Source organism: Terriglobus sp. RCC_193 (assembly GCF_041355105.1).
In the GTDB taxonomy this organism is placed as follows: Bacteria; Acidobacteriota; Terriglobia; order Terriglobales; family Acidobacteriaceae; genus Terriglobus.
Window position 1 is genome coordinate 321,550 of the sequence record NZ_JBFUPK010000001.1, and the last position, 24,910, is coordinate 346,459.

Below are 24,910 nucleotides of genomic sequence, written 5' to 3' on the forward strand. Positions count from 1 at the left end.
TGGGGATTGTATCGGGTGGATGCTTCGCAGCGGAATCCTGAGAGAAGTTGCGTAAGACCACCGATGTTTAGCGGATACTAAGTAGCGCGTTAATTACCCATTAATCGTTGCTCGGTACATAAGCAAGAGGAGTAGCCATGCGTCTGAAGTTTTCCTTCACAGGACATACTGTTTGTTTGTTTTCAGCCTGTGTGCTGATTGGCGCTGGTTTGGCCTGGGGGCAGGCAAAACCTTCTCCGGCGAAAACCACGGACTTCGATACCGCAGCACCGAAAGATGAAATCCTGGGCACAGGCAAGGCAGCTTCAGGCGCTTCGATGTCTGAGGCAAGTAGCCCGAATCGAACCGTGGGACCGCAACGGGATGGCTCGATTGTTGCTTCCGACAATCAGACGCTTACGCCTGCGGGAAAAATTGTTGAGATGGGCTCGCCCGTACGTGTCAAAGCAATTGCTCTCAACCCGAATCGCTTGGTTCATAGTGCGGCTGTTCTCCTGATGGGGTCGCCGCAGCCGATCATCGTATTCGATACGGTGGCAGGAAAGGTGTTGCAGCGCTTTACACCTGAGGACGCAGCAGCAGCCAATGCCAAGGACACAACCACCGGATCCTTCACAGGCATTACTTATTCCGCAGATGGCACGAAGCTGCTTTTCAGCCAGGACAATAACCATGTTGTGATTGCGAAGGTGGATAAGAAGACGGGGCTTCTTAGCAGCGATCAGCGAGTCAAGCTGCCTGAGCCGCCTGCGGACGGACGCACGTATCACAATGCGAAGTCGATCAATCCGGGAGGCATCGCATTCTCGGCAGATGGTAAGCATGCTTATGTCGCATTGAATGTCGCGAATACGCTTGGTGTGATCGACCTTACCGCGTCTCCAGCGAAGCTGATTGGACAGATCCCTGTTGGAAATGTCCCGAACAGTGTGGTCGTGCGTGGTAGCTATGCCTACGTCACGAATGAAGGCGGACGACCTGCTACCAACGAGGATTTTACGAACGATTCCGATGGCACGGCGATTGTTGTGGACCGGAAAGATGCCTTTACTCTATCTGGTACGGTATCTGTCGTTGATCTGACAGCCGGTAAAGAAGTGCAGACTATACCCGTTGGTTTGCATCCCGTTGGTATGGCGATCTCCGGCTCGAAACTCTATGTTGCGAATGCTTATAGCGATAGTCTTTCGATCATAGATCTGCAGTCCAATAAGGTTGAACGCACGATTAATCTCAGTGTTCCGATTGCCAAGGGGATCTTTGGTTCTGGCCCCAATGGGGTTGCCGTTACGGATGACGGCAAAGCTTACGTGACCCTGGGCCAGGCGAATGCCGTCGCGGTTGTTAATCTGCAGGGGCGCGAGAGCAATCCTGTTGTTGGTTATATTCCGACGGCTTACTTCCCAACATCTATCACCTATGACAGGGCTGGGAAGCAGATTCTGGTAGCCGATGATAAGGGCCTGGGATCACGCGGCAATACGACGACCAAGGACAACGTAGTTGGCTACAACACGCATGGTGATATGGGAGCCGCGAACCTGATTGCAGAGCCAAACTCCGTAGAGTTGGCGAAGTTCAGCAAGCAGGTGTTCGACAACAATCACTGAAACCTGACGACGAACATTGCGGTGGGAAAAGAGTTCATTGATTCGCGTGCTGTGCCGGTGGTGATCCCCAGGCATATTGGAGAGCCTTCGCTGATCAAGCACGTCTTCTTGATCATTAAGGAGAACCGCACTTACGACCAGATGCTGGGAGATGTGAAGTGGGGCAATGGTGCGCCGGAGCTGGCAATGTTTGCTTCTGCTGTGCCTAACCAACATGCGCTGGTGAAGCGGTTTCCTCTGCTCGACAACGTATATGCACCCAGCCGTCAATCGGCTGACGGCCACCCGTGGATTGGTATGTCAGGTTCGTTTTATTCCAATGACATTCTGGCACCGGATTGGATTCGTTCTTATCCGGGTGGTGGCGCAGAAGATCCTTTGACCTATACACCCAAGGGATTTTTATGGTCGGAGGTAGAGGCCCGGGGACTGACTGCCAAGCTGTATGGCGAATGGAGCAGCGGCGCTACGATTGCCCACAAGGCAGATGGCTCAGTCTATACGTGGACAGACTTCTATAACACTTCGCTGTGCAAGGAAGGGAAGGCGCCGGCTTCGAGCTGTGTCGTTCCGGACGATGCAATCCATGTGGGCTCCGTCATTCCTTCCGCAGCGAAGATCATGGACCCGCACTATCCGCCGTTCAACCTGAATATTCCAGATCAATATCGCGTTGATTACTGGATTAAAGATTTCCAGGCGATGGATGCCAGGAACCAGGTTCCCAATCTGACGATTCTGTGGCTTCCAGATGACCATACAGCGGGTGCTTCGAAGGGGCTGCCCGATCCGATGAGTTATCAAGCAGACAATGATCTGGCTCTTGGTCGCATGGTTGAGGCGATTAGTCATAGCAAAGTGTGGGGACAGTCGGCCATCTTTGTAGAAGAAGACGATTCGCAGGGAGGATCAGACCATGTTGACGGACACCGTCAGCCGGTCTATATCATCAGCCCCTACACCGTTGCGCCACAGGCTCCCGGCCAGGGCAAGGCCATCCACGCAACCTATACCGCAGAGAACATCAATCGGACGATCGAAAACATTCTTGGTACGCAGCCTCTCACGCAGTTCGATCTGGTTGCCTCGCCCATGTTTGACGCATTTCAGAACACGCCCGATCTGACTCCTTATGATGCTGTACCGGCGGTTCTGCCGCTGGATCAGGGGCCTGGGTTGCGAGGTGTTGCTCCTGTTTCGTCGAACCCGATGGAGAAGGCCTGGTTCAAAGCTACCGCGGCGGTCATGAAAGGTAAGTACGACAAGGCTGATGCGGTTGAGCCAAACTTTCTGAATCACTCCACCTGGTACATGGTGACAGGGTGGACACGCCCCTACCCCGGTGAAGATAAGGTGATGCTTCCGGGACCATTGGTAAAAGTCGCCAAGAAGTACAACGGTGATGGTGATGACGACTAAGACGAGATGACAGCCCAACCATCTTTGTATCGAGAGGTCCGACGAAATGGGTGGCGTATCAAGAAGAAGCCCGCTGTGATTGACTCACAAGCGGGCGATCTTTTTGTTATTCCGTTTTTAATTTAGCCAATGTGATCGAGCATCTCTTCCGGTGTCATGCGGACGCAGGAGAAGATGGGGAAGTCCTTCAGCGTGTACATGCTGGCTTCGGTTTCGCGGAGCTGCTGCACCAGATCCACGAAGTCTTCCGGGAAGTTGGTTTCGAAAGCCACCACAAACTCCTGATCGTCGATGCCGAAAGAATAAGTTGTGTTGAGCTTCACGCGCGGATAGGCAAGACCGACGCGGATGTGTTCGTCCATCAGACGTCTGCGCTCTTCCATCGACAGCATGTACCACGGGCGTGTCTTCCAGAAGGGATAGACGAAGATGTACTTGTGGCCACCGGGGCGGATGGCTCCGCGGCTTTCCGCTTCGCTCTCATCCTCGCGGTCAATCTGGTACTGCGAACGCTTCGTCATGGAGAGGAAGTGGTGTGGGATTTCGATGTATCCGCCGAGCGGTGTTGCGAGCAGTTCGCTGCGCATACGGTTCATCTCTTCCACGGAGTAGCAGATGGACCAGACGAGCATGTCCACATCACCACGTGTGCCTACGGTGGAGTAGGTCATGGTGAGGAACTCACCGGGCTTCTGCCATTTTTCAATCACTGCAATGAAGGCGGCCTTGTGCACGGCTTTTTCCGCAGCGGGCAGGCGCTTCCACTCCGGCAGGATGCGGTAGAAGGAGAAGGCTACGATCTGGCGTTTGACGGGCGCTCCGCCGCCGTGTGTGTGCTGCGGACGGCCCGAGGGCTGCGATCCGTAACCAGCCGGAGGTCCGGCGACGGGAGGGGCGGTGTGGGCGGCGGTTGTTTCGGGCGCGTTCGTTTCTGCCATGCCTTAAGAATATCAGCCGGGTATACTCAGCGAAGTTTCCCCCAACTCGCGAGCCATCGAAAGAAAGCCGACATGACCGAAAAGATCATCGATTTCCTGCTGCCCTACATCACACACCTGATCACTGCGATTGGATATCCCGGCGTGGCGCTTCTCATGGCGATTGAATCCGCCTGCATTCCGCTGCCGAGCGAAATCATCATGCCGTTCGCCGGATATGTGGTGGACATGGGCAAGATGAATCTCTATCTGGCGGCGACGGCTGGTGCAATCGGCTGCAATCTTGGCTCAGTGGTGGCGTATTGGATTGGCGCACACGGCGGTCGTCCGCTGGTGGAACGGTTTGGCCGTTATGTATTGATGAGTCACAAGGACCTGGACCGCGTGGACCACTACTTCCAGAAGTATGGCGAGATCACGGTGCTGGTGGGTCGATTGCTGCCGGTGGTGCGTACGTTTATTGCGCTGCCCGCCGGGATTGCGCGTATGCCGCAGCTCCGTTTCCACATCTACACCTTCATCGGTTCATGGCCGTGGTGCTTTGCGCTGGCGTATGTGGGCATGAAGGCAGGTGCAAGCTGGAACGATCCGCACAGCACACTGAAGCAGATTCTGCACAAAGCAGATGCTGCAATTATCGCGGTCATCCTGGTGGGCATCGTATGGTTTGTGTGGACGCACCTGAAGAATCGCAACCTGCCTGCGGGAGCTTAGTGGAGTTTGATATAGATCGGCCAAAGCGCGTCACTGTGCAGGTGCTTGGCGGGATGAAATAGTCTTCATCGCAAACGGTAGTGGAGGAGCCTCGTTGGCAGAGATGCTGCGAGGCTTTTCTGTTGCATTGAGCTTGTTACTCGTCATAGGCGCCGCTGCTCTGGTGCGCAATAGAACGATGTCGACGCGGCGATTGGTAGCGCGGCCTTCGGCGGTGTTGTTGCCTGCGATGGGGTGAAATTCACCGTAGCCCGCAAGAGAGAAGTTCGCTGGTGAATTGACGCTGCTCATCATTAACACTTGTGCGATGGACGCTGCGCGTGCGGTGGAGAGCTCCCAGTTGGAACGGAACTGTGCCGTGTGGATGGGCTGATTGTCCGTGTGCCCTTCAATGCGTGTCGGGCCATTGGGAAGTGCTCGCGCGATTCTCGTCAGAACCGTCAGTGCGGAAGGCTTTACCTCTGCGCTGCCTGAGTCGAAGAAGCCAGCGCTGTCGAGTGACAGTGTTGTTCCCTCATCGTTGGTGCGGATGGTGACCATGTGCTGCCGCACTGCGACCGCGAGGGCATTGGCGATTTCGTTCCTGAAGGCATCATCGTTCTCTTTGCCTTTACTTCCTTCGACGGTGGGTGTTTCGAGAGGCATCTCCAGCGGCATGGGAGCGCCGTTGCTGGTGCCTGCTCCCGGTGCGAGCGGTGGCGTCTTCGCGTGTGCATCGAAGACGGCCGTTTGTTGAAACGCAGTCTGCATGGCGGCGGCCATTTTTGCTGCTTTCTTCTTATCGCTGGAACTGGAGGCAAACATGACGACGAAGAAGGCGAAGAGGAGTGTAAGAAGATCAGCCCAGGAGACGAGCCACCGTTCGTGATTGACGTGTTCGGCATGCTTCTTCTTCTTGCTCATCGTTAAGCTGCCTCTGCGCGACCATGAGCAAGGAAGGTCTTCAACTTGGTTTCAATCATGCGCGGGTTCAGGCCTTCCAGGATGCTGATAACACCTTCGAGCATCATCTCCTGCATCATCAGGTGTTCCTTGTGACGAATCTTCAGTTTGCCCGCAGCGGGAAGGCAGAAGAGATTTGCGAGTGCCACACCATAGATTGTGGCGACGAAGGCGACTGCAATGCCTTTGCCTACCTCGTCGATGTTGTCGAGATGTTGCATGACCTGGATCAGTCCCAGTACGGCTCCAATGATGCCGATAGTGGGCGAAAAAGCTCCGGCAGATTCCAGCACGGCGGGGATCTTTTCTTCCATCTCACTCTTGTTGTCGATTTCAAGCTGCATGATCTTGCGAACTTCACTGGACTCTGTGCCATCGACTGCCAGCATGAGGCCTTGCTTCAGGAAAGGTTCTTTGACGGAGGCGAGATCCGCATCGAGTGAGACGATGCCGCTTTTGCGCGCCTTGTTTGCAAATTCCACAATTTGTTTCAACACGGCATCTTCATTTGTGCCTTTGTGGAGAAAGACACGAACAATACCTTTGGCGGAGGCGATGAGGACATTGAGAGGGAACTGCACAGCGCATGCGCCGATGGTGCCACCGAGTACGATCATGGCAGCCGTAAGTTGGGTGATCTGGCCCAGGTTGCCACCTTCCATAATCATGGCGCCGAGGATGGCAACGAGGGCTATGACAATGCCTCCGATGCTTGCGATATCCATTATGTGTCTCCGTCTCAGAAAAAATTAGGAGTGATGCTGCGCTGTGTGCAGGGCAAGATGCGCGCTGACTGCGGCGTCGGCAGAAGGCCATGCGTGATGCAATACATTGGCGCGATAGTGCAGTGTGCGTGTGAGTACGTCGGCGCAGGTTTCCAGAACGACGATCTTCTCGCCTGTGACAAGTGTGAGTGTGGTGTCGGGTATGGCCTCGGCCAGTTTGATCAGGTCGCTATTCACGACAAAGGTGTGACCGTTAAGGCGTGTGAGTTCGATCATGGTGAACCTTCTGTATTCGATCTTTAGTATCGGCAGAAAGAGAAAGGAGATGAATTGCTGTACAGCGGGCACGCATATAGTGGCGGCCATGTCGGAATTGCGACAGGCGAACTTTTTTCTCAAGGCATGGGCAAAGGGGCCGATGAGTGTGTTGAGCGCCAGGGAAACGGCGTCAGGAACTCACTTCAACATCTCGCTAATCTGGAGAAACGCACATGTCCCTCGGTGTACTGAATAACATCTCGGCAATCTATGCTCAGAACAACCTGAGCGCAACCCAGAACAACCTTTCGAAGACACTGCAGCAGTTGTCGTCCGGTTCGCGCATTAACAGTGGCGCGGACGATGCTGCAGGACTTGCCGTTGCCGATGGCCTTGCAGCGAACGAAACGGCATTGGCACAGTCCAGCCGCAATGCGAGCGATGCAACCGGCCTATTGCAGACGGCGGATGGTGCGCTTTCGCAGGTCACTTCGCTGCTGAACCGCGCTGTCACACTTGCAACGCAGGCCGCCAACGGCACGTTGAGTTCAGCACAGGTGTCTTCTGCGAACCAGGAGTATCAGAACATCCTGACGCAGATTAACAACATCGGTACGACCACGAACTTCAACGGAACATCTGTATTCTCTGGCACGGCACGTAACTTCTTCGTGTCCGATGGCACCACAACCGGTTCTGCCACATACAGCGACACCGTGGGTATTCTGTCCACCACCAGCGTAGGAACATCCGCAACGGCGGCCAGCTCTGCAGCGGTTTCGTTGACTACGCCATCCGCATCGTCTGCTTCTGCTGCTTCCACAACCACGCTTACACTGGGGGCCACAACAGATACCGTATCCGGAACCCTGGCACTCGCTGTAGGCACCGGTAGTTCGCATAGCATCACCATCGCATCCGGCACAACGATGTCCGCGCTTGCCACGCAGATCAATGGTGATACGACCTATCAGGGCGCGGGCATTACTGCGGCCTACGATTCCACCACGGGCGCTCTGACGATCTCAGGTCCTGTGGCAGCATCGAGCGATCTGAGCACAACCGGCACCAGCCTGAGCGATGCAACTCCGGCCAGTGGCTCTGGCGTAGGTGTGGACTTCACGGCATCCGGCGTGAGCACACTAACGGCAGGTTCAGCGAAGGACGTACTGACAGCACTGACCTCCGCGATTGGCGATGTGGCTTTCCAGCGTGGCACGATCGGTGCGAACATCAACCAGCTTGCCTCGGCACAATCGGTTGCAAGTAATGAACAGACGAACCTGACGGCGGCAGAGGACAATATCCGCGCTACCGATTATGGTCAGGCTGCTTCCAACCTGTCGAAGTACCAGGTGCTGTCGCAGACCGGTATCAGCGCTCTGGCACAGGCCAATAGCGTGCAGCAGGAAGTGACCAAGCTGCTGCAGTAATCGCAGAAAGTACATGGCGCGGGCAGTGCACATACTGTCCGCGCCATTCTTATGCACGGCTAAGAATGACTGCGATGTGTGTGGCCCCTGGCGTGCAGGTCCGGTGATATCGGTGGAGGTGCCTTATGCCCGTTGTCGGGATCAATTTTGGATCAGCTACGAGTGGCACCGGTTTTGATGTGACCAGTACGGTCAACAGCATTATGACGAACATGCGTGCGCCCGAAACTGCGTGGGCCACGCGCACAACCGCACTTCAGTCGCAGGACACCGTATTGAGTACGCTGGGGACGGACATGTCGTCGCTCGCGAGTGCGCTGGCAACATTAACATCCTTCGACGGTGCCTTCGCGCAAAAGGAAGGCGCAACCAGCGATAGCCGCGTTGTCTCCCTGACGGATGCGACCTCCATCTCTTCCGCGGGAACACATACGCTGACCGTTTCGCAACTGGCAACGACGAGCCAGCAGCATTCCAGCGCGGTGGCATCGGGGGCAACACTCAGCGGTTCTTTGAGCATTCAGGTTGGCAGCGGCACGGCCAACACGATCACGATCGATTCGACAAACAACACCATGTCCACGCTGGCGAAGTCGATCAATGATCTGGATGTAGGTGTGACGGCGACGGTGATTACAGATAGTTCAGGTTCCTATCTTTCGCTGACGAGCAATACGAGTGGCGCGTCCGGCAACATGACTTTGGATACGTCCGGATTAACCGACTCCAATGGCAACAATGTTTCCATGACGGCAACGGCCGCCGGCGCCGATGCGGCATATACGTTGGATGGCATCGCGCTGACGAGCAACTCCAACACCATCACCAGCGCATTGCCGGGCCTCACCTTTCAGCTTGTGGGCACGTCGAGCACAAACGTGACGATGGAGATTGTGAACGATACCGGTTCTATTTCCACGGCACTGAACAACTTCATCTCCGCATACAACACGTTGACCACGGCGCTCTCCGGTCAGGAGACGAAGGATTCTTCCGGTAATGCGGAACCGTTATTTGGCGATCAGGTACTTTCGTTGATCCAATCGCAACTTTCGACTGCGCTGGCATTTTCAACGGGGAACAGCGGTAAAACCAGCAACCTTGCCCAGCTCGGCATTACCGTCGGCACGAATGGGCAGTTAAGCCTGGATACGTCTGCGCTGAGCAGCGCGCTTGCGAGTAATTTCACAGGGGTCTCCAACTTCTTCATGAACGTGGGCGACTTCGGGCAGAACCTCAACACGGTGTTGAGTGGGTTGGGCAACAGCGGTAACGGTGCGCTGGCTTTGCGTGTGGCACAGAACACTTCTGAAGAGTCGGCGCTGGCCGATAACAAGACAAAGCTGGAGGCGCGACTGGCAACCTACCAGACGTCGCTTACGACCGAACTGAACGCAGCAAACGAGATACTGCAGGCGATTCCACAGCAGTTGAATGAGATCAAACAGATCTACGCCGCTATCACCGGCTATGGCCAATCGAGCTAAGGAGAATCACTGGGATGAACTATCAGGAGCAGGCGCTCTCCGGGGCTACCGGGGTGGAACTGATCGTGGCACTGTACGACGGCTGGATTCGCTTTCTGTATCGTGCCGCGGCGTCGTGTGAGGCGGATGACGTGATCGAACGCCGCTATGCAGTCAAGCGGGCGCTGGACATCCTGATGTACCTGGAAGCGCGACTACGCCCTGATATTGGCGGGGAACCGGCAAGAGCACTCTCGGATTTCTACGCGGCGATGTTCACGATGACCCTGGAGGCGTCGCATTCAGGATCGGCAGAAGAAATGCAGAAGGTGATCGCCTGCGTTCGCAATGTGAAAGAGGCATGGGTGGTGGTGGCAAAGGATCCTGCGGCGAATCGGGCCCTTCCGCGGGAATTGCGAACTGCCGCCGAACGCCGTGGCGCTCCAGTTATTGTGCCCCAGCAGGCAGCCTCGGGTACTTCCGCTGGTTGGAGTGCATAAAGTCTAAAATTTCAAAGGGATGGCCTTTCAGGAGGACGCGGACGAGGCAATTCGAGGCCGCCGGGGAGCATCCCGGTGGTTTCGTGTTTGGTGATCCAAAGCATCGATTTTCGGCTGCAAATCAGGCAGAAATGGTAGTCTTCATCCTAAAGTGAGGCGTTTTATACGCCTTTCGGATGACGTGGCGACACTATTTGGCCCGAAATGGCTCGTTGATGGCATAAAAATGCCATTAGGCCAAGAGAGAAACTTAATCGATGTTTAACGCGTCAGACATTATGACCGGTTTTGTCCGGATCCGGCATGAAGAGGTGAAGTTTTGAGCAAAATGCTGAGTTCGTGGAAAGAGATCGCCCATTTTTTTGGCAAGGGTGTACGTACCGTCCAGCGGTGGGAGAAGACTCTTGATCTGCCAATCCATCGTCCGCCGGGTGCGCCCAGCAACGTGGTCCTGGCACGGACCAGTGACCTGGAAGAATGGATGCATCGCGGTTCTGTGTCGCGCACGGAACTGGAAGGCGCACCATCTACCGGATCGGTTGCGGGTTTGTCAGTATTGGAGCGTGAGGTCACGCGTCTGGCCAGCTTGAGTGGCATTGCCAGCGAACGTATGGATGCCAATGCCAGCGCGGAAGAACGCGTCGCGTCGATGACGAGCGTGGTGTCGAAGGTGAATGAAAAGCTGGCTTCTGGTTCGGCTGTTCATCGCGCCGCCTAAGCTTTGCGCCTGGTTGGGAAGATAAAGGTGCCCGCTTCGGCGGGCATCTTTTCGTTTTGGGCTTATCTGCGCGATACCATGAGACTTGTTGGGGCCGCCTGGAGCGGTCCAGGGGAGTGACCGTCGCATGGCTTATCGCGACCTGCGTGAGTGGTTAGCACGCCTGGAAAAGAGCGGGGAACTGAAGCGTGTCCGCGTAGAAGTGGATACGGATCTGGAAATGGCAGAGATTGCCGATCGTGCCGCGAAGATGAATGGCGGCAAGGGCGGTCCGGCTCTGCTGTTTGAGAACGTGAAGGGCTACCCCGGCGCGAAGGTGCTGATGAACCAGTTCGGCAGCCTGCGCAAGATGCAGATGGCGCTGGAGTGTGATTCGCTGGATGCCATTGCGGACCGTCTACAGGCATTGCTGAAGCCTGAGGTGCCCACCGGCTTCATGGACAAACTGAAGATGCTACCGATGCTTGCAGAGGTGGGTTCGTTCTTCCCGAAGGTCGTTGATCGCAAGCAGGCGACGTGCAAGGAAGTGGTGAAGACGGGCGAGGAGATTGATCTCTCGGAACTGCCAATTTTGCGGACGTGGCCTGGTGATGCGGGACGATTCATTACGCTGCCGCTGGTAATGACTCGTGATCCGCGGTCGGGTAAGCGCAATGTGGGCATGTACCGGATGCAGGTGTATGACGAGCGCACGACGGGCATGCACTGGCAGCGGCAGAAGAACGCTGCCGAACACCTGCGGGATCGTTTGCGTGCGACGGCTGCGACTGATTCCGAGCGGGTGAAGCTGATGGCGATGACCGCTGGCGGTACGACGGCAGCGGAAGATTCCACGTCCTTGAACGGTGTGACGCTTTCGAAAATCCGCGGTGAGCGGATGGAGGTTGCTGTTGCGATTGGTGCCGATCCAGCGCTGACCTTCAGTGCGATTGTGCCTGCGCCGCCTGAGATTGAGGAGTTCCTGATTGCCGGTTTCCTTCGTGGCAAGCCTGTGGAGTTAGTGAAAGCTGAGACAGTCGATCTGGAGGTGCCTGCTCATGCGGAGTACATCCTGGAGGGCTATGTCGATCTTGCAGAACTGCGGATGGAAGGGCCGTTTGGAGATCACACCGGCTTCTACACGATGCCGGAAGAGTATCCGGTTTTTCATCTGACAGCGATCACGCATCGCAAGGACCCGATCTATGCCGCCACCATTGTGGGCAAGCCACCGATGGAGGATGCATGGATGGCGAAGGCGGTGGAGCGCATCTTCCTGCCGCTGATCAAGCTGACGATGCCGGAGATTGTGGACATCAACCTGCCGCCGGAGGGTGTGGCGCATAACCTGATGCTGATCTCGATTCGCAAGAGTTATGCGGGCCACGCACGCAAGGTGATGAACGGTATCTGGGCGCTGGGGCAGGCGATGTTTACCAAGTGCATTGTGGTCGTGGACGAAGATTGCGATGTGCAGGACGTGGGCGAGGTCGTGTTGCGCGTTGCAAACAACATTGACCCGGAGCGGGATATTCAATTCACGTTAGGTCCGGTGGATTCACTGGATCACGCATCGCGCTTGCCGAACTTCGGCAGCAAGATGGGCATTGATGCCACACGGAAGTGGGCTGCGGAAGGATTCACGCGCCCATGGCCGGAAATGTTGGAAATGCCGAAGGACGTGAAGAAGAGAGTGGATGACATATGGCGTTCGCTTGGGCTCGGGTAGGGATTGTGCTGGCAGGTCCGATGTTGTTGGCCAATGCGCAGACGGCAAAGACGACTCTGGGTGAAAGCAAAGCGTATACGCTGCCTCCGCACTGACGGCACCGAACGGTCGAAGTTGGCGGGCGCACCGTATTTAGTACAGAGCCGTTATGTCAGTTCGCAGATGACTTATCAATATGATCTACAACTAGTTCCCGGACTGATCCCTTCGCTGGCTCGAGCTTCAATCCCAGTTGCCCCTTAACCGCCTCTGGAATGGGAGGGTACATATTGGGTTCCTTCTCTCGCTCCGCATCAGACGCCTGGCTGTAACGAAACTCGAAGTCGTAGGTGCCGCTGAGGCCAGTCCTGTCAATCACATCTGTACCCATCAAACGTCCAAGCACTCGCGCCAGTGATGCGATGTGACAGTTCCGACCGAAGTATTCATATCCGTTCAGACCGTCTCCAAGCTGGTATATCTCAGGAATCTTGTTGCCACCGAAGCGTTTGACTTCATCATCCGTTGACGGCACTGAACCGCCCGCGCGAACCTTCGGCCCTCCCTTGACGACGACGAGATGATAGACGCCTTGTTCCGTAGTGCTCCAATGCGTCTTCAAGTTGAAACGTTCTGCGAGCAAGGCTTGCAACATGTGCTGTCGTTCCAAAGCAAGTTGTTCGTCAGTGAGCGTCGCAAGTGTTCGATCCGTCTCGGCGTCTGATTTAGCCTCCACGTTATACATCGCACTACCTGCCCAGGTGGGGAGTCCCGAGATTTGGTCTGAAGACAAGTTATAGGCCCTAACGATGAGACTGGCGATCCTCTCGTTCGATAGACTCAACACACTCGTACGTCCAGCAAACGCGCCACCGACCACAAATCCCTTGACCGGATCCGGGTGACTCTCGCGAACGGATGCAACATCAAACGTCATTTTGGGCGAATAGGTTGCGTTTCCAGGTACAGCTGGTCCAGCGCCTTGACTCAGGGCAAAAGGCACTACGAAGAAAACATATCCCGAAATAAATAAAGATTGAAAGACAACAGATCTCAATCGAGCGAAACAATTGACCGCCATTGTGTAACAAGCCTCCTCGGATATGGACTCGATCTTACCTGTTCCAGGCTCTTCCAAACGGCGACGCTCGCGGACGCACTGTTGCTGAGCCAGACCCGTTCGAGCAGCCGATATGGATGCGGCCCAACACGTAGCACGCTTGCTATGGTCCTGTCATGAAGCTTTGCTCGTGCTTCGAGACGGGGAAAGCATGACATGACGCCGTTCCACTGGTCGCAGTATGTTGCGTTTGCGAATCGGAAACTCAAGCCAGCGGCTTCGGCCCATTGAAGTTATATTGAGGGAAAAGAGAAGGGAGGCCATGTGGCCTCCCTTCTGTGTTTCGTTGAATGTGGATTACATGATGGCCAGTGCTGCGCCGTCAGCCTGCTCCTCGCCTTCCTGAGCCACAGGACGGTAGAAGAGCTGGTTGTTGTCGAGGTAGACCTCGAGGAACGAAGGACGCTGCGTGATCAGGCCAGCGATCAAAGCTTCTGAGAGCGGGTCTTCGATGTAACGCTGCAGGGCGCGGCGGAGTGGACGTGCTCCGTAGCTGCGGTCTGTGAGCGTCTTGTCGAGAATCCACTTCTTTGCTTCATCGTTGACGCTGATGGTGATGGCCTTGTGCACGAGATTCGCGTTCAGGGTCTGCACCAGCAGTTCCAGAATCTGCATCAGGTCGCTGTCAGAGAGCGCCGTGAAGACGATGATCTCGTCGAGACGGTTGATGAACTCGGGGTTGAAGGTGCGCTTGACCTCGCCCTTCACCATCTCCTCCATCTTCTCCAGCATGACCTCGTTCTTGTTCGACTGGAATCCGAGGCCCTCACGCTTCATGAGGTGCTTGGCGCCGATGTTCGACGTCATGATGAGAATGGTGTTCTTGAAGTCGACCGTGTTGCCGAGACCATCTGTCAGGTGACCGTCTTCAAAGACCTGCAGCAGCAGGTTGAAGACATCCGGGTGCGCCTTTTCGACTTCGTCGAGGAGCACGACGGAGTAAGGCTGACGTTTGACGCGCTCGGTGAGCTGGCCGCCCTCCTCGTATCCCACGTATCCCGGAGGCGAACCGATCAGTTTGCTGACGGAGTGCTTCTCCATGAACTCTGACATATCGAAGCGGATGAGCGCCTTGTCAGACCCGAAGAGGAACTGGGCCAGGGTGCGTGCCATCTCCGTTTTTCCGACGCCAGTGGGGCCCAGGAAGAGGAACGAACCGATGGGGCGCGAGGGGTTCTTGAGGCCTGCACGCGAACGACGGATCGCGCGGGAGAGGGCGGAAATGGCCTTGTCCTGCGAGATGACGCGTTTGTGCAGCTCTTCTTCCACGCGGAGCAGCTTTTGCTGCTCTTCTTCCTTAAGCGAGGTGATGGGCACGCCGGTCCAGCGGCTGACCACATCCTCGATATCTTCCTTGGTGACGATGCCTGCGGAGGAGTCATCGAGGTGATAGCGCTCGCGGAGGGCGCGGAGGTTTTCACGCTCCTTGCGTTCCTCGTCCGAGTAGAAGCGCGCCTTTTCGAATTCGTGGTTCGCAATGGCGTTTTCCATGCGGTGCACGATGAACTTGATGCGCTTCTGGACTTCGGTCAATTCATCAGGCAGCGTGGTCTGGCGCAGCTTCACGCGGGCACCGGCCTCGTCGATCAGATCGATGGCCTTGTCTGGCAGGAAGCGATCCGGAATGTAGCGATTGGAGTGCGTAACCGAGTAAGTGATGGCGTCGTCGGTGTAGGTGACGGCGTGGAACTTCTCGTACTTCTCCTTGATGCCCATGATGATCTTGATGGCATCTTCTTCATTGGGCGGCGGGACTTTAACGGCCTGGAAGCGGCGTTCCAGCGAGCGATCCTTCTCGATGCTCTTGCGGAATTCCGCAGGCGTGGTCGCGCCGATGCACTGAATCTCACCGCGCGAGAGTGCGGGCTTGAGGATGTTCGCAGCATCGAGCGAGCCTTCCGCGGAGCCTGCACCGACGAGGGTATGAAGCTCGTCGATGAAGACAATGGAGTTCTGATTCTCCATCAGCTCTTTCATGATGGTCTTCAGGCGCTCTTCAAACTGGCCGCGATACTTGGTGCCAGCGACGATCAGCGACAGATCCAGCGAGAGCACGCGCTTGTCCGCGAGGAAGCTGGGGACTTCACCGTCTGCAATCTTCTGTGCCAGGCCTTCGACGATGGCGGTCTTGCCAACGCCGGGTTCGCCGATGAGTACCGGGTTGTTCTTGGTGCGGCGGCAGAGGATCTGGATGACGCGTTCCACTTCGCCATCGCGGCCCACGAGGGGATCAAGGGCCTGATCCATGGCAGCCTGCGTCAGATCGCGGGAGAACTCGGCCAGCATGGACTGCTCACCATTCTGCTGTTGTTGGCGCTGCTGCTTGCCGGAGGACGGCTGCGAGGCAGGCTTTTCCTGCGTGGTGCGCTGTAGTTCCTCGCGGATGGTGGGTAGGCGCAGTCCGCGCTCCATCAGGATTTCCGCGGCGAAGCACTTCTCTTCGCGCAGCAGGCCCAGCAGTAGATGCTCTGTGCCGATGTGCTTGTGGCTCAGCCGTTCCGCTTCTTCCGCGGCATAAGCCAGCACACGTTTGCACTCATTCGAGAGAGGCAGGTCAACGGATGTCGACACCTTCTCGCGAATGGTGGTGTGGCCTTCAATCTGTTTGCGGATGGATTCCACCGATGCGTGCGAACGGAGGAACCGGTTGGTCAGCGCCTTGTCTTCACGGAGCAGACCGAGAAGCAGGTGCTCCGTTTCAATGTAAGGTGAGCCGAACTGGCTGGCTTCGTAGCGCGCGAAGAAGATGACGCGCCGCGCTTTTTCGGTATAACGCTCGAACATGCTCCCCCTAGCTCCTCCGTCGTGACGTGCCGCCACGCAGAAGGCCATTGGTTCACTGCCCGTTCCCGCATCCGCCAAAAAGCGCCATGATGCGGGAACCCCTGGAACAAACCCCTGCGAATGCACGCCGCCGAGGTTATTCCCACATCTTTTGTGCTTCCAGTGTACCCCTTCCGGCGACACGCTGGTTTGCCCTGAAACTTAGGCAGAACGATAACAGGAGAAGCACCCCTCCTGAAATGTCCTTATTGGACGCGGGCTGTGGGAAAAGGGTGCGGCACTTCGTATGTGCTCGACGTGCTTCGCACGTATTCGTCGACCGGAATGAGTTTGTTGGTTCAGGCTAGCGTTTCGGTGGTGACGAGTTGCCCCTGCTTTAGAACCAGTGTCCGGTCACAGCGGGCGGCGATTTGCTGGTTGTGCGTGACCATGACGGTGGTGGTGCCGTGGCTGGCGTGCAGGCGACGGAGGAGGTCGAAGATGGTATCTCCGGTGACGGCGTCCAGGTTGCCGGTGGGCTCGTCGGCCAGAAGCAGCTTCGGTTCCGTAACGAGAGCGCGGGCCAGGGAGACGCGCTGCTGTTCGCCGCCGGAGAGTTCGCCGGAACGGTGGGTGGCGCGGGCTGCAAGGCCCACTTCTGTCAGCCAGCGGCGGGCCTTCTCGCGGGATTCGGGTTGCGATTCGCCTCGGGCCAGCAGCGGCATGGCTACGTTTTCTTCTGCAGTGAATTCCGGCAGCAGGTAATGGGCCTGCCAGACGTAGCCGATGGTGCGGTTACGGAAGTTGGCTTGTTCGGCGGGTTTAAGGGAGGCGAGGGAGGTGCCGTCGATGCGGACGTCTCCGGAGGTGGGTGCATCCATTGCGGCGAGCATGTGCAGCAGTGTGGATTTGCCTGCGCCACTGGCGCCGATGATGGCCAGCATTTCACCAGTGGCGACAGTGAAGCTGAGGTCGCGGAAGAGGGTGAGTGTGCCGGTGCCGGTGGAGTAGCTCTTGGTGAGGTCTTCTACGACGACGATCGGGTTGGTGGCGGCTTGCATCTATCCTCAATCCTATGCGGAATGTGGACGAGTTTGTGGCGAGATCGTTGGACGATGTGAAGGGACATGCGCTGCGGGCGCTTTGGCATGCGGCGCATGGCGACTGGACGGCTGCGCATGAAGAGGCGCAGGAGGGAGAGGATCGCGACTCAGCCTGGGTACATGCACTGCTGCATCGCGAAGAAGGCGACCAGGGGAATGCCGAATATTGGTATCGGCGGGCCGGGAAGCCGGTGTTTCGCGGAGAGATTGCGGATGAGCGGACGCGGATGATTGCCGAGTTGCTGGATAAAGCTTAGGTAGGCACGCAAAGAGCAGAACGCAGCGCTCGCAGCGAATCCGTCGCGAGCGCTGCGTTCGTTCTTTATGGGCCTGTGTGGCTTCCACGAGTTCTTGAATGCCTTGTGAAGCAAGCGATTGCATCAAGAGTTTGTAGCGTTACGCGGAGGTGGCTATCTGCGACGCCGTGCGTACCTGCCATTTGCCGCGCGTGAAGTCTGGTACATCGACCGGTGCGCTGCCGCTTGCGACGGACTGCACGCTGAGCGGGTAAATGGAGCCCCATGCGGCGCAGTCGTAGACGTCCATGTCGGGTGCCAGACCCTGCTTCAGGCATTGCACCAGGCGATAGAGCATGATGTAGTCCATGCCGCCGTGGCCGCCGGATTTGCGCGCGGCGTCGCCTTCTTTGCTCCAGAGCGGATGCTCATACTGCTTCCATGCGTCGAGCGTGCCGTAGGCTTCGCCGCCCTTTTGGCCTTCTACGTAGATGCGCGGTGGATAATCTTCAAAGAGGCCCTTGGTGCCTGTGAGCATGTTCACGCGGCTATAAGGGCGCGGGTTTACCACGTCGTGCTTCACGGTGATGGTGCGGCCTTTTTCCGTCTTGATGAGTGAGATGTTCATATCGCCGCAGATATATTTCTCTTTCCACTTGGGATCGTTCGCGGGGATGTGTTCCTTGCGATAAAGCTCAAGGCCGCGCTGCATGGTGCTCATGCTGACCAGGTGGTGGAAACGATCGCCGCGCTGTACCTGCATACAGTTGGCGATGGGACCGAGGCCATGCGTGGGGTAGAGGTTGCCATCGCGCTTGGTATGGTCTTCGCGTCGCCACAGACCTTCGCTTTCGTTGGCGAAAAGAATTTCACGCAGGTCGTGAAGGTAGGCGCCTTCACCGTAGAGCAGTTCGCCCAGTGCGCCAGCGTGGGCCATGCGCAGGATCAGCGTTTCGTTGTAGCCGTAACAGCAGTTCTCAAGGATCATGCAGTGGCGGCGCGTGCGCTCGGAGGTGTCGATGACCTTCCAGCAGTCTTCGATGGTGGTGACGCCAGGGACTTCCATTGCGGCGTGTTTGCCGCTTTCCATTGCTGCGATGCTGATGGGCGCGTGCCACGCCCACGAGGTGGAGACAATGACCAGGTCGATGTCCGTGCGCTTCATCAGCTTTTCGTAGCTGTGGTCGTTGCCGTAGAAAATTTCCGGCGTGCCTTTGCCTGCCTTGCCGACGATGGCCTGTGCGGCGCGGACCTTGCTTTCGACGATGTCGCAGAGAGCGACAATCTCCGCATCTGTGGCGACGAGATTTTTCAGCAGCGATGTGCCGCGACCTCCAAGGCCAACGATGGCGATGCGTGCCGCACTCTTTGCAAAGGGAACATCGATCATCGTCCGCGCATGGGTGACAGGCGCAGCGTGCATCTGTGTGGCAAGGGCAAGACCCACCGTGGTGGCGGTGCCGAGCCGCAGGAAGTCGCGGCGCGAGCTATCGATGGGGGGCAAAGGCTCTGACATCAGTTCGTCTCCTGTATCAACGGATGTGCGACAGTATCGCAGGAGTTCGGTTGTTCTGTCAGAGTGGCTGAGCCGCGGAAGGCTTGATGGAGGTAAGAAACCTGTGAGCACGGCATCTTTGCCTGCGTTTTCCAAATGTTTTTCAGAGCGTCAGCCGGCGTTGGCTTCGATGGCTGCGAGCAGCTTTTGTTTCAGTGCGGGAAGCTCGTCGCTCTCCAACGGCGCGCCTTCATGCCTGAGATAAAAGACGTCGATGGCGGTGTCGCCTTCCGTGTCGATGACGGCCACCTCAATGTTGCAGCGTGCTGCGCCCAGCGTGGTGCTAATGGCGTAGAGCAAGCCGGCGAGGTCTTGTGCGACGACTTGCAGAATCGTTGAGTGCGTGGAGGATTCTGTGTCGAATTCGACGGAAGTTTTTACTTCAACGAGTGGTGTGCGGCGACGCGAGCGCTTACGGTTCGCAATCATCTTCGCTGCAACTGCAGGATCGGCGACGGCGTCGTGCAGGTCGCGGATCAGGTGATCGCGTTCGCCGGGATTCATTTCAAGTGTGCGGAAGTTATCAGTGAAACGGAAGCTATCCACGACGATGCCGTGTGCATTGGAAAAAGCGTCCGCCGTGATGATGTTCATGCCCCATGCGGCAAGTACGCCAGCGATGCGCGCGAAGAGCAACTGGCGGTCCGGTGTGACGAGTGTGATGTCGCTGTGCGCGGGTGTCCAGTGGAAGTCGAGTTGCACGGCGTCGTCCGCGAGGCTCTTGCTCATGGTGTAGTGCGTGCGGATTTGTTCGGGGCTGCGCGTGCGCAGATAACGCTGCGGGAATCCTTCGACGAACTGCAGCACCTCACGGCTTTCACCGGGAAGCAATTGCGTGATGCGGCGGACAAGCTCGCTTGAGACGCGCGAGTCAAAGCGCTCGTCGTCGATGTTGCGGTCAAGGAAGTTGGAGGTGGCGATATAGAGCCGCCACAGATTCTCTGCTTTCCAAGGCGTAAGCGCGTCCGGATGAACGGCATGAATGTCCGCATAGGTGAAGAGCGTGATCATGCGCAGTTCTTCTGGTGTCTGTACTTTTTCGGCGAAGGTGCGGATGGTCTCCGCGTCAAAGATGTCGCGACGCAGGGCCGAAGACATGTCCAGGTGATTCTGAATGAGGACGAGGACGAGCCCGGATTCAAACTCGTCCATCTCAAGTCGGGTTACGACGCTTTGTGCAAGGCGCATGCTTTCCGTGGCGTGCTCGCCGGTGGAGCGGCCTTTGCCGGTGTCATGCAGCAGCGATGCAAGGTAGAGCAGATCGGGATGTTGAAGATCGCGCAGGATGATGGCGAAGCGCTTCTTCCATTCGGCCATGGGAGATTGCTCGGGTGTGGACAGGCCGTGGAGCGTGTCGATGAGAACGAAGGTGTGCTCGTCAACGGTGTAGCGGTGATAGGCGTCGCGGATGACGAGTGCATCAATGCCGTGGAACTCGGGAATGAGCAGTTCCAGGATGCCAAGCGCGTGCATGGAACGCAGCGCGAGGCCAGCGTGTTCCCCAAGGAAGATGAGGCGCAGCTTATGCCACAGGGCTGTGCCTTCGTCGAGTTGAGCAGAGAGCAGGGGCAGGGCCTCTTCCAGACGCTGCTCGGCGGCGCTGCTGAGGCGTGTGCCGGTTTCTGCGACGGACTGGAAGGCGCGCATCATCACATCGGAGTCAGTCGCGGGATCGTAGCCGGGAGTTGCTTCGTCCAGCACGATGCGGCCGCGTTCCACACGCATGCCGAGGTTGTCCGTAATGGGGCGGCGGGTGAGAAAATCGCGCGTCTGTTTCAGGATGGAGCGGGCACGGGGCGTGGCGTCCGCCTGCTGTTCCAGTTGACGCGCGATGATGCGTGCGTGGCGGAAATAAAGCTGCATCCAATGCGCGGCGTCGCGCGGTGGCCCGTTGGTTACGCCAATACCTTCGGCTGCCGCGGCGTCCTGCGTCTTCCAGTCCAGTGCATTACTGTCTCGGTTGGAGCGGATGTGGAGGAAGCAGCGGATGGAGGCGAGGAATGCGAAAGCCTCGCGGAACTCAAGAGAGGACGGCAGCGAAGCATTGGTTAGTTTGGCTAACCAACCGCAGACGTTGGCATCGCGCAGGCCGCCGGGGCATTCCTTGATATTGGGTTCCAGATGGAAAAGTGTATTGCCATAGCGCGCGTGACGTTCCTGTGTCAGTTCGAGAAGGCGTTGTGACAGGTTGCGGCGCTCGCGTTCGAGCAGCTTCGGAATGCAGTCGTCCAACAGTTTTGCGGTGAGCGCTTCGTCACCAGTGATAGGACGAGCATCGAGCAGAGAGAGCGTGAACTCAGCGTTCTCTGAGTCGTACTTTTCGCACTCGGTGATGATGCGCGTAGTAGCTGCGACACGGATGCCGCTGTCCCACAGTTGCTGATTGATCTGGCGAATGATGGGCTTCGCGGACTTCTCCTTGTCTGCGTCTGCGACGACGAACAGCAGATCAAGGTCTGAGGCGGGGAAGAGTTCCTGGCGACCGTAACCGCCAACAGCGAGAGCTGCGATGCCTGTGCCGAGTTCCTGCGCATGCAGGTGCCAGAGTGTGCGGACCAGTTCGTCTGCTGCGGAGGCGCGGGCACGAACAAGGGCGACGCCGGATTCGGCGCGGTCGGCGAAGGCAGCCTTCAGCGCTGCCATGCGTCCCTGGTAGGCGAGGCGTGCGGACTCTGCGCTGGTCATGGATTTCACAATAGCAGTGAGTTGGCGAGTCAGCTAGTCGGTAAGTCAGCTTGTTGTGTGGAAGCGGAAGATTTCCAGAGACTGTGAGGGAAGGGGCATTGCATAAAAAAGAACGTAGCGCTCACGGCGGATTCGCTGCGAGCGCTGCGTTCGTTCTTGTTCTTTGAAGAGGCTTACAGAGCAGCTTCGCCGCGGTCTTCGTTGCGGATGCGGATAGCATCGTCGACCCGGGTGATGAAGATTTTGCCGTCGCCGATGGAGCCGGTCTGGGCTGCACCGAGGATTGCGTTGACGGCCTTCTCCGCGAATTCGTCAGAGACGACGGTTTCGAGCTTGATCTTGGGTAACAGATCGACGGCGTATTCACGGCCGCGATAGAACTCGGTATGGCCCTTTTGACGGCCGTGGCCGCGGGCTTCCAGTATGGTGATGCCTTCGATGCCGGCTTCAATGAGCGCTTCCTTAACAGCGTCAAGCTTGCCCGGCTGGATGATTGCTTCAATCTTCTGCATGGTCTTTCCGATCCTTCTTCGCAAGTACGATGCGAACGCTGGTCATTGTGCTTGAAAGGATGGGGTACTGTCGCCCCTTGTTCCATGAAACGACAGCACCCATGCTGATTCCCTTAGTAGGCTGGCTCCGCGTGGTAGCCCTCTTCGCCGTGTTGTGAGAGGTCCAGACCGGTGTCCTCATCCTCAGCGGAGACGCGCAAGCCGATGGTCTTATCCACGATGACCAACAGCACCAGCGTGCCGACGATGGAGATGATCCATGCCAGGCCGACACCGACTGCCTGGTTCAGCAACTGGTGGGCGTTGCCTTCCAGCAGGCCAGTGGCATGGCCTTTGCCCAGGATGGGATTGATGGCGGAGTTGGCAAAGACGCCGGTGAGGATGGCGCCGAGGGTGCCACCCGCGCCGTGAACGCCAAAGGCATCCAGCGAGTCGTCGTAGCCGAACTTGTTCTTCACGATGAAGACCATGAAGAAGCAGAAGAGGCCGGTGAGGAAACCGATCCACAGTGCGGAGATGGGCGTGACGAAGCCGGCAGCAGGTGTGATGCCGACCAGACCAGCGACCGCGCCAGAGATGGCGCCGAGGGCGGTGGGCTTGCCGTGTTTGATCCACTCAGCAATGGTCCAGCCGCAGGCTGCGGCGGCGGCGCCGAAGTGCGTGGCGACAAAGGCTGAAGTGGCCAGCGAGCTTGCGTTCAGGGCAGAGCCAGCGTTGAAGCCAAACCAGCCCACCCACAGCAGCGCTGCGCCGATGAAGCTGAGGACCAGCGAGTGCGGCGGCATGGGCTCCTTGGGGAAGCCGCGGCGCTTGCCAAGATAGAGACAGAACACCAGTGCGGAAACGCCGCTGGTGACGTGGACAACGGTCCCACCGGCGAAGTCGAGGCAGGGAAACTTACCACCAAGAGCAGCATTCAGCAGGCCGCCCTTACCCCACACCATGTGTGCCATGGGGCTGTAGACGAAGATGGCCCACAGCACGAGGAACGCCAGAATTCCGGAGAATTTGACGCGCTCTGCGATCGACCCGGTGATGAGGGCGGGCGTGATGATGGCAAACATGAGCTGGTAGACCATGAAGGTCTGCAGCGGAATCGTCGTCACATAAGTGCCATCGGGAATGAGGCCAACGCCGTGCAGGAAGACGTTGTGGAACGAACCGATGAAGCTGCCAAGCGCTCCCGTGTTCTCCCCAAAGGCCAGCGAGTAACCGCAGACGGCCCATAGGACTGTGATGACACCCATCATGGCGAAGGTCTGCATCATGGTGGCGAGGATGTTCTTCCGCCGCACCAGGCCGCCATAGAAGAGGGCGAGTCCCGGGGCGCTCATCATAAGTACGAGAGCGGCGGAGGTGAGCATCCACGCGTTGTCGCCGGAGGATTGCGCCGCGGCGACGGATGTGGCGAGGTCAGCGTTTTGCTTTTCCAGCGCGGCGATGCGGGCGTCCGCAGCAGGAGCCGCGGCGGATAGGCCGTGTTCCGGGGCTGGTACGGTCTGGGCCATTGCAGGCAGGGTGAGGGCAGTGGCGAAGAACAGAACCACAGAGAGGAGTCGACAGAGGGCTCGGCCTGATACACGCATGATGCGGATTTCCTATACGGATGAGGTAAGGAGGTCAGCCACACCGCATAATGTGTGCGATGCGGTTGTTCGTTACGACCAATGGGACGTAACGAATCGGTGCGCTTGCGATGGTTCGTTTCGTTTACTGTACAGGACAGTTACGGAGAGGTGACAGATTTTGTATTTACGAAGTGGTCGAGGCGCAGTTTTGCGTGTGGCCGTGGTGCTGGGAGTGGCAATGCAGGCGGTGGCGCAGAAGGGATGCCCGGCGCTGACCTTTGAGGGTGAGGTACAGGCAGGGAAGAGCTTTCATCATGCGCTTGGGACAAAGCAGAGTTTCTTGCTGGAGAGCATTGCCTCAGGATGGATTGTGCGTGTGCTGCCCGCTTCCGGAGCCCGTGGAGTGCATGATTTCGCGGAACTGGCCACGCCTCCCTATCGTTCGCCGAATCCGCTTCTGATATCAACGGACTTCAGTTTTCGCGCGCAGGATGCCGTGGCATGGAATCCGCGGGAGTTCCACTTCTTCACCTCAGCTCAGCAGATGTCGATTGCAACGAAGGCATATGATGCGACGTTGAAGGAGCCAAATCGCCCTGCGGCAGGCGCGGCACTGTTTCCCCTGCTGGCGGAAGCGTGTACGGCTTCGCTACAGATACTGGATGCCCGGATTGCAGGTGGATCGGCGGACCAGTCCTTGATGGCGGCGACCGTTGCTCAACATTTTTCGCAGACGGCCCATACGGTGGACACCAGTGCTCCTCCATCGAAACTGGGGCGGATCCTGTGGATGAGCTTCCGTGTGAAGGTGGGCGAGGAGCAAAAACGGCCAACGAAACGCTGAGGGGGCAGGCACGAGCTATTCACATAGCACGTCAAGCCAAGTCTGAAAACTGTCGTTATTTATGACAGCTTTACCCAAGCTGGCGCTTCCATACTCAGTTTCGTGACATAGAAT

At 57.4% G+C, this 24,910-nt stretch carries 21 protein-coding genes; 10 read left to right on the plus strand and 11 right to left on the minus strand.

The window, feature by feature from the left end; translation table 11 throughout:
• The first annotated feature begins 137 nt into the window (after nucleotides 1–137).
• Entirely contained in the window at nucleotides 138–1,610 is a 1,473-nt protein-coding gene (locus tag AB6729_RS01275) for a YncE family protein (RefSeq protein WP_371079752.1), read from the plus strand.
• 21 nt (nucleotides 1,611–1,631) lie between these two features.
• The gene (locus AB6729_RS01280; RefSeq protein ID WP_371079753.1) at nucleotides 1,632–3,029 is read left to right on the plus strand and encodes a hypothetical protein; all 1,398 of its coding nucleotides are present in this window, start codon (nucleotides 1,632–1,634) and stop codon (nucleotides 3,027–3,029) included.
• 122 nt (nucleotides 3,030–3,151) lie between these two features.
• Here the strand turns inward: AB6729_RS01280 and AB6729_RS01285 are convergent, their stop codons facing one another.
• Nucleotides 3,152–3,967: a chlorite dismutase family protein gene (locus tag AB6729_RS01285; RefSeq protein ID WP_371079754.1), complete on the minus strand. Its 816-nt coding sequence runs from the start codon at nucleotides 3,965–3,967 to the stop codon at nucleotides 3,152–3,154.
• 72 nt (nucleotides 3,968–4,039) lie between these two features.
• Here AB6729_RS01285 and AB6729_RS01290 point away from each other — a divergent pair, with 72 nt between their 5' ends.
• Nucleotides 4,040–4,681: a DedA family protein gene (locus tag AB6729_RS01290; protein WP_371079755.1), complete on the plus strand. Its 642-nt coding sequence runs from the start codon at nucleotides 4,040–4,042 to the stop codon at nucleotides 4,679–4,681.
• A 30-nt stretch (nucleotides 4,682–4,711) separates the two neighbouring features.
• On the opposite strand, the gene AB6729_RS01295 is transcribed toward AB6729_RS01290, so the two are convergent.
• Genes AB6729_RS01295 through AB6729_RS01305 form a run of 3 tightly spaced genes read right to left on the minus strand, consistent with a single transcriptional unit; the run spans nucleotide 4,712 to nucleotide 6,624 of the window.
• Nucleotides 4,712–5,584 (minus strand): flagellar motor protein MotB, encoded by an 873-nt coding sequence (locus AB6729_RS01295; RefSeq protein WP_371079756.1) that lies wholly within the window; start codon nucleotides 5,582–5,584, stop codon nucleotides 4,712–4,714.
• A 2-nt stretch (nucleotides 5,585–5,586) separates the two neighbouring features.
• Complete coding sequence (locus tag AB6729_RS01300) at nucleotides 5,587–6,348, minus strand: flagellar motor protein (protein WP_371079757.1); 762 nt, start codon at nucleotides 6,346–6,348, stop codon at nucleotides 5,587–5,589.
• A gap of 24 nt (nucleotides 6,349–6,372) precedes the next feature.
• On the minus strand, nucleotides 6,373–6,624 hold the full coding sequence (locus tag AB6729_RS01305; protein WP_371079758.1) for a flagellar FlbD family protein: 252 nt from the start codon (nucleotides 6,622–6,624) through the stop codon (nucleotides 6,373–6,375).
• 215 nt (nucleotides 6,625–6,839) lie between these two features.
• Between AB6729_RS01305 and AB6729_RS01310 the strand changes: the two genes are divergently transcribed.
• The 5 genes from AB6729_RS01310 to AB6729_RS01330 all read left to right on the plus strand — a co-directional run bounded on the left by AB6729_RS01310 (nucleotide 6,840) and on the right by AB6729_RS01330 (nucleotide 12,431).
• Nucleotides 6,840–8,039, plus strand: coding sequence for a flagellin (locus tag AB6729_RS01310; RefSeq protein ID WP_371079759.1), 1,200 nt, complete (start codon nucleotides 6,840–6,842; stop codon nucleotides 8,037–8,039).
• 125 nt (nucleotides 8,040–8,164) lie between these two features.
• Nucleotides 8,165–9,526: a flagellar filament capping protein FliD gene (gene fliD, locus AB6729_RS01315; protein WP_371079760.1), complete on the plus strand. Its 1,362-nt coding sequence runs from the start codon at nucleotides 8,165–8,167 to the stop codon at nucleotides 9,524–9,526.
• Nucleotides 9,527–9,540: 14 nt separating this feature from the next.
• Nucleotides 9,541–10,005 carry a flagellar export chaperone FliS gene (gene fliS / locus AB6729_RS01320; protein WP_371079761.1) on the plus strand — a complete coding sequence of 155 codons (465 nt, stop codon included), beginning with the start codon at nucleotides 9,541–9,543 and terminating at the stop codon, nucleotides 10,003–10,005.
• Nucleotides 10,006–10,324: 319 nt separating this feature from the next.
• Nucleotides 10,325–10,723: a hypothetical protein gene (locus AB6729_RS01325; protein WP_371079762.1), complete on the plus strand. Its 399-nt coding sequence runs from the start codon at nucleotides 10,325–10,327 to the stop codon at nucleotides 10,721–10,723.
• Nucleotides 10,724–10,850: 127 nt separating this feature from the next.
• The gene (locus tag AB6729_RS01330; protein ID WP_371079763.1) at nucleotides 10,851–12,431 is read left to right on the plus strand and encodes a UbiD family decarboxylase; all 1,581 of its coding nucleotides are present in this window, start codon (nucleotides 10,851–10,853) and stop codon (nucleotides 12,429–12,431) included.
• Between the two features lie 151 nt (nucleotides 12,432–12,582).
• Here AB6729_RS01330 and AB6729_RS01335 read toward each other — a convergent pair whose 3' ends face one another.
• The 3 genes from AB6729_RS01335 to AB6729_RS01345 all read right to left on the minus strand — a co-directional run bounded on the left by AB6729_RS01335 (nucleotide 12,583) and on the right by AB6729_RS01345 (nucleotide 17,354).
• On the minus strand, nucleotides 12,583–13,491 hold the full coding sequence (locus AB6729_RS01335; protein WP_371079764.1) for a TIGR03435 family protein: 909 nt from the start codon (nucleotides 13,489–13,491) through the stop codon (nucleotides 12,583–12,585).
• A 336-nt stretch (nucleotides 13,492–13,827) separates the two neighbouring features.
• Nucleotides 13,828–16,314, minus strand: coding sequence for an ATP-dependent Clp protease ATP-binding subunit (locus tag AB6729_RS01340; protein WP_371079765.1), 2,487 nt, complete (start codon nucleotides 16,312–16,314; stop codon nucleotides 13,828–13,830).
• Nucleotides 16,315–16,652: 338 nt separating this feature from the next.
• Complete coding sequence (locus AB6729_RS01345; RefSeq protein ID WP_371079766.1) at nucleotides 16,653–17,354, minus strand: ABC transporter ATP-binding protein; 702 nt, start codon at nucleotides 17,352–17,354, stop codon at nucleotides 16,653–16,655.
• 35 nt (nucleotides 17,355–17,389) lie between these two features.
• On the opposite strand from AB6729_RS01345, the gene AB6729_RS01350 reads away from it, so the two are divergent.
• Nucleotides 17,390–17,653: a hypothetical protein gene (locus AB6729_RS01350; RefSeq protein WP_371079767.1), complete on the plus strand. Its 264-nt coding sequence runs from the start codon at nucleotides 17,390–17,392 to the stop codon at nucleotides 17,651–17,653.
• A 139-nt stretch (nucleotides 17,654–17,792) separates the two neighbouring features.
• On the opposite strand, the gene AB6729_RS01355 is transcribed toward AB6729_RS01350, so the two are convergent.
• The 4 genes from AB6729_RS01355 to AB6729_RS01370 form a co-directional block, all read right to left on the minus strand.
• On the minus strand, nucleotides 17,793–19,148 hold the full coding sequence (locus tag AB6729_RS01355; protein WP_371079768.1) for a Gfo/Idh/MocA family protein: 1,356 nt from the start codon (nucleotides 19,146–19,148) through the stop codon (nucleotides 17,793–17,795).
• 150 nt (nucleotides 19,149–19,298) lie between these two features.
• The gene (locus tag AB6729_RS01360) at nucleotides 19,299–21,872 is read right to left on the minus strand and encodes a DUF294 nucleotidyltransferase-like domain-containing protein (RefSeq protein WP_371079769.1); all 2,574 of its coding nucleotides are present in this window, start codon (nucleotides 21,870–21,872) and stop codon (nucleotides 19,299–19,301) included.
• A 173-nt stretch (nucleotides 21,873–22,045) separates the two neighbouring features.
• Entirely contained in the window at nucleotides 22,046–22,384 is a 339-nt protein-coding gene (locus tag AB6729_RS01365; RefSeq protein ID WP_371079770.1) for a P-II family nitrogen regulator, read from the minus strand.
• Nucleotides 22,385–22,497: 113 nt separating this feature from the next.
• Nucleotides 22,498–23,892: an ammonium transporter gene (locus AB6729_RS01370; RefSeq protein ID WP_371081170.1), complete on the minus strand. Its 1,395-nt coding sequence runs from the start codon at nucleotides 23,890–23,892 to the stop codon at nucleotides 22,498–22,500.
• A gap of 238 nt (nucleotides 23,893–24,130) precedes the next feature.
• Here AB6729_RS01370 and AB6729_RS01375 point away from each other — a divergent pair, with 238 nt between their 5' ends.
• Complete coding sequence (locus AB6729_RS01375) at nucleotides 24,131–24,796, plus strand: hypothetical protein (RefSeq protein ID WP_371079771.1); 666 nt, start codon at nucleotides 24,131–24,133, stop codon at nucleotides 24,794–24,796.
• Nucleotides 24,797–24,910: the final 114 nt, after the last annotated feature.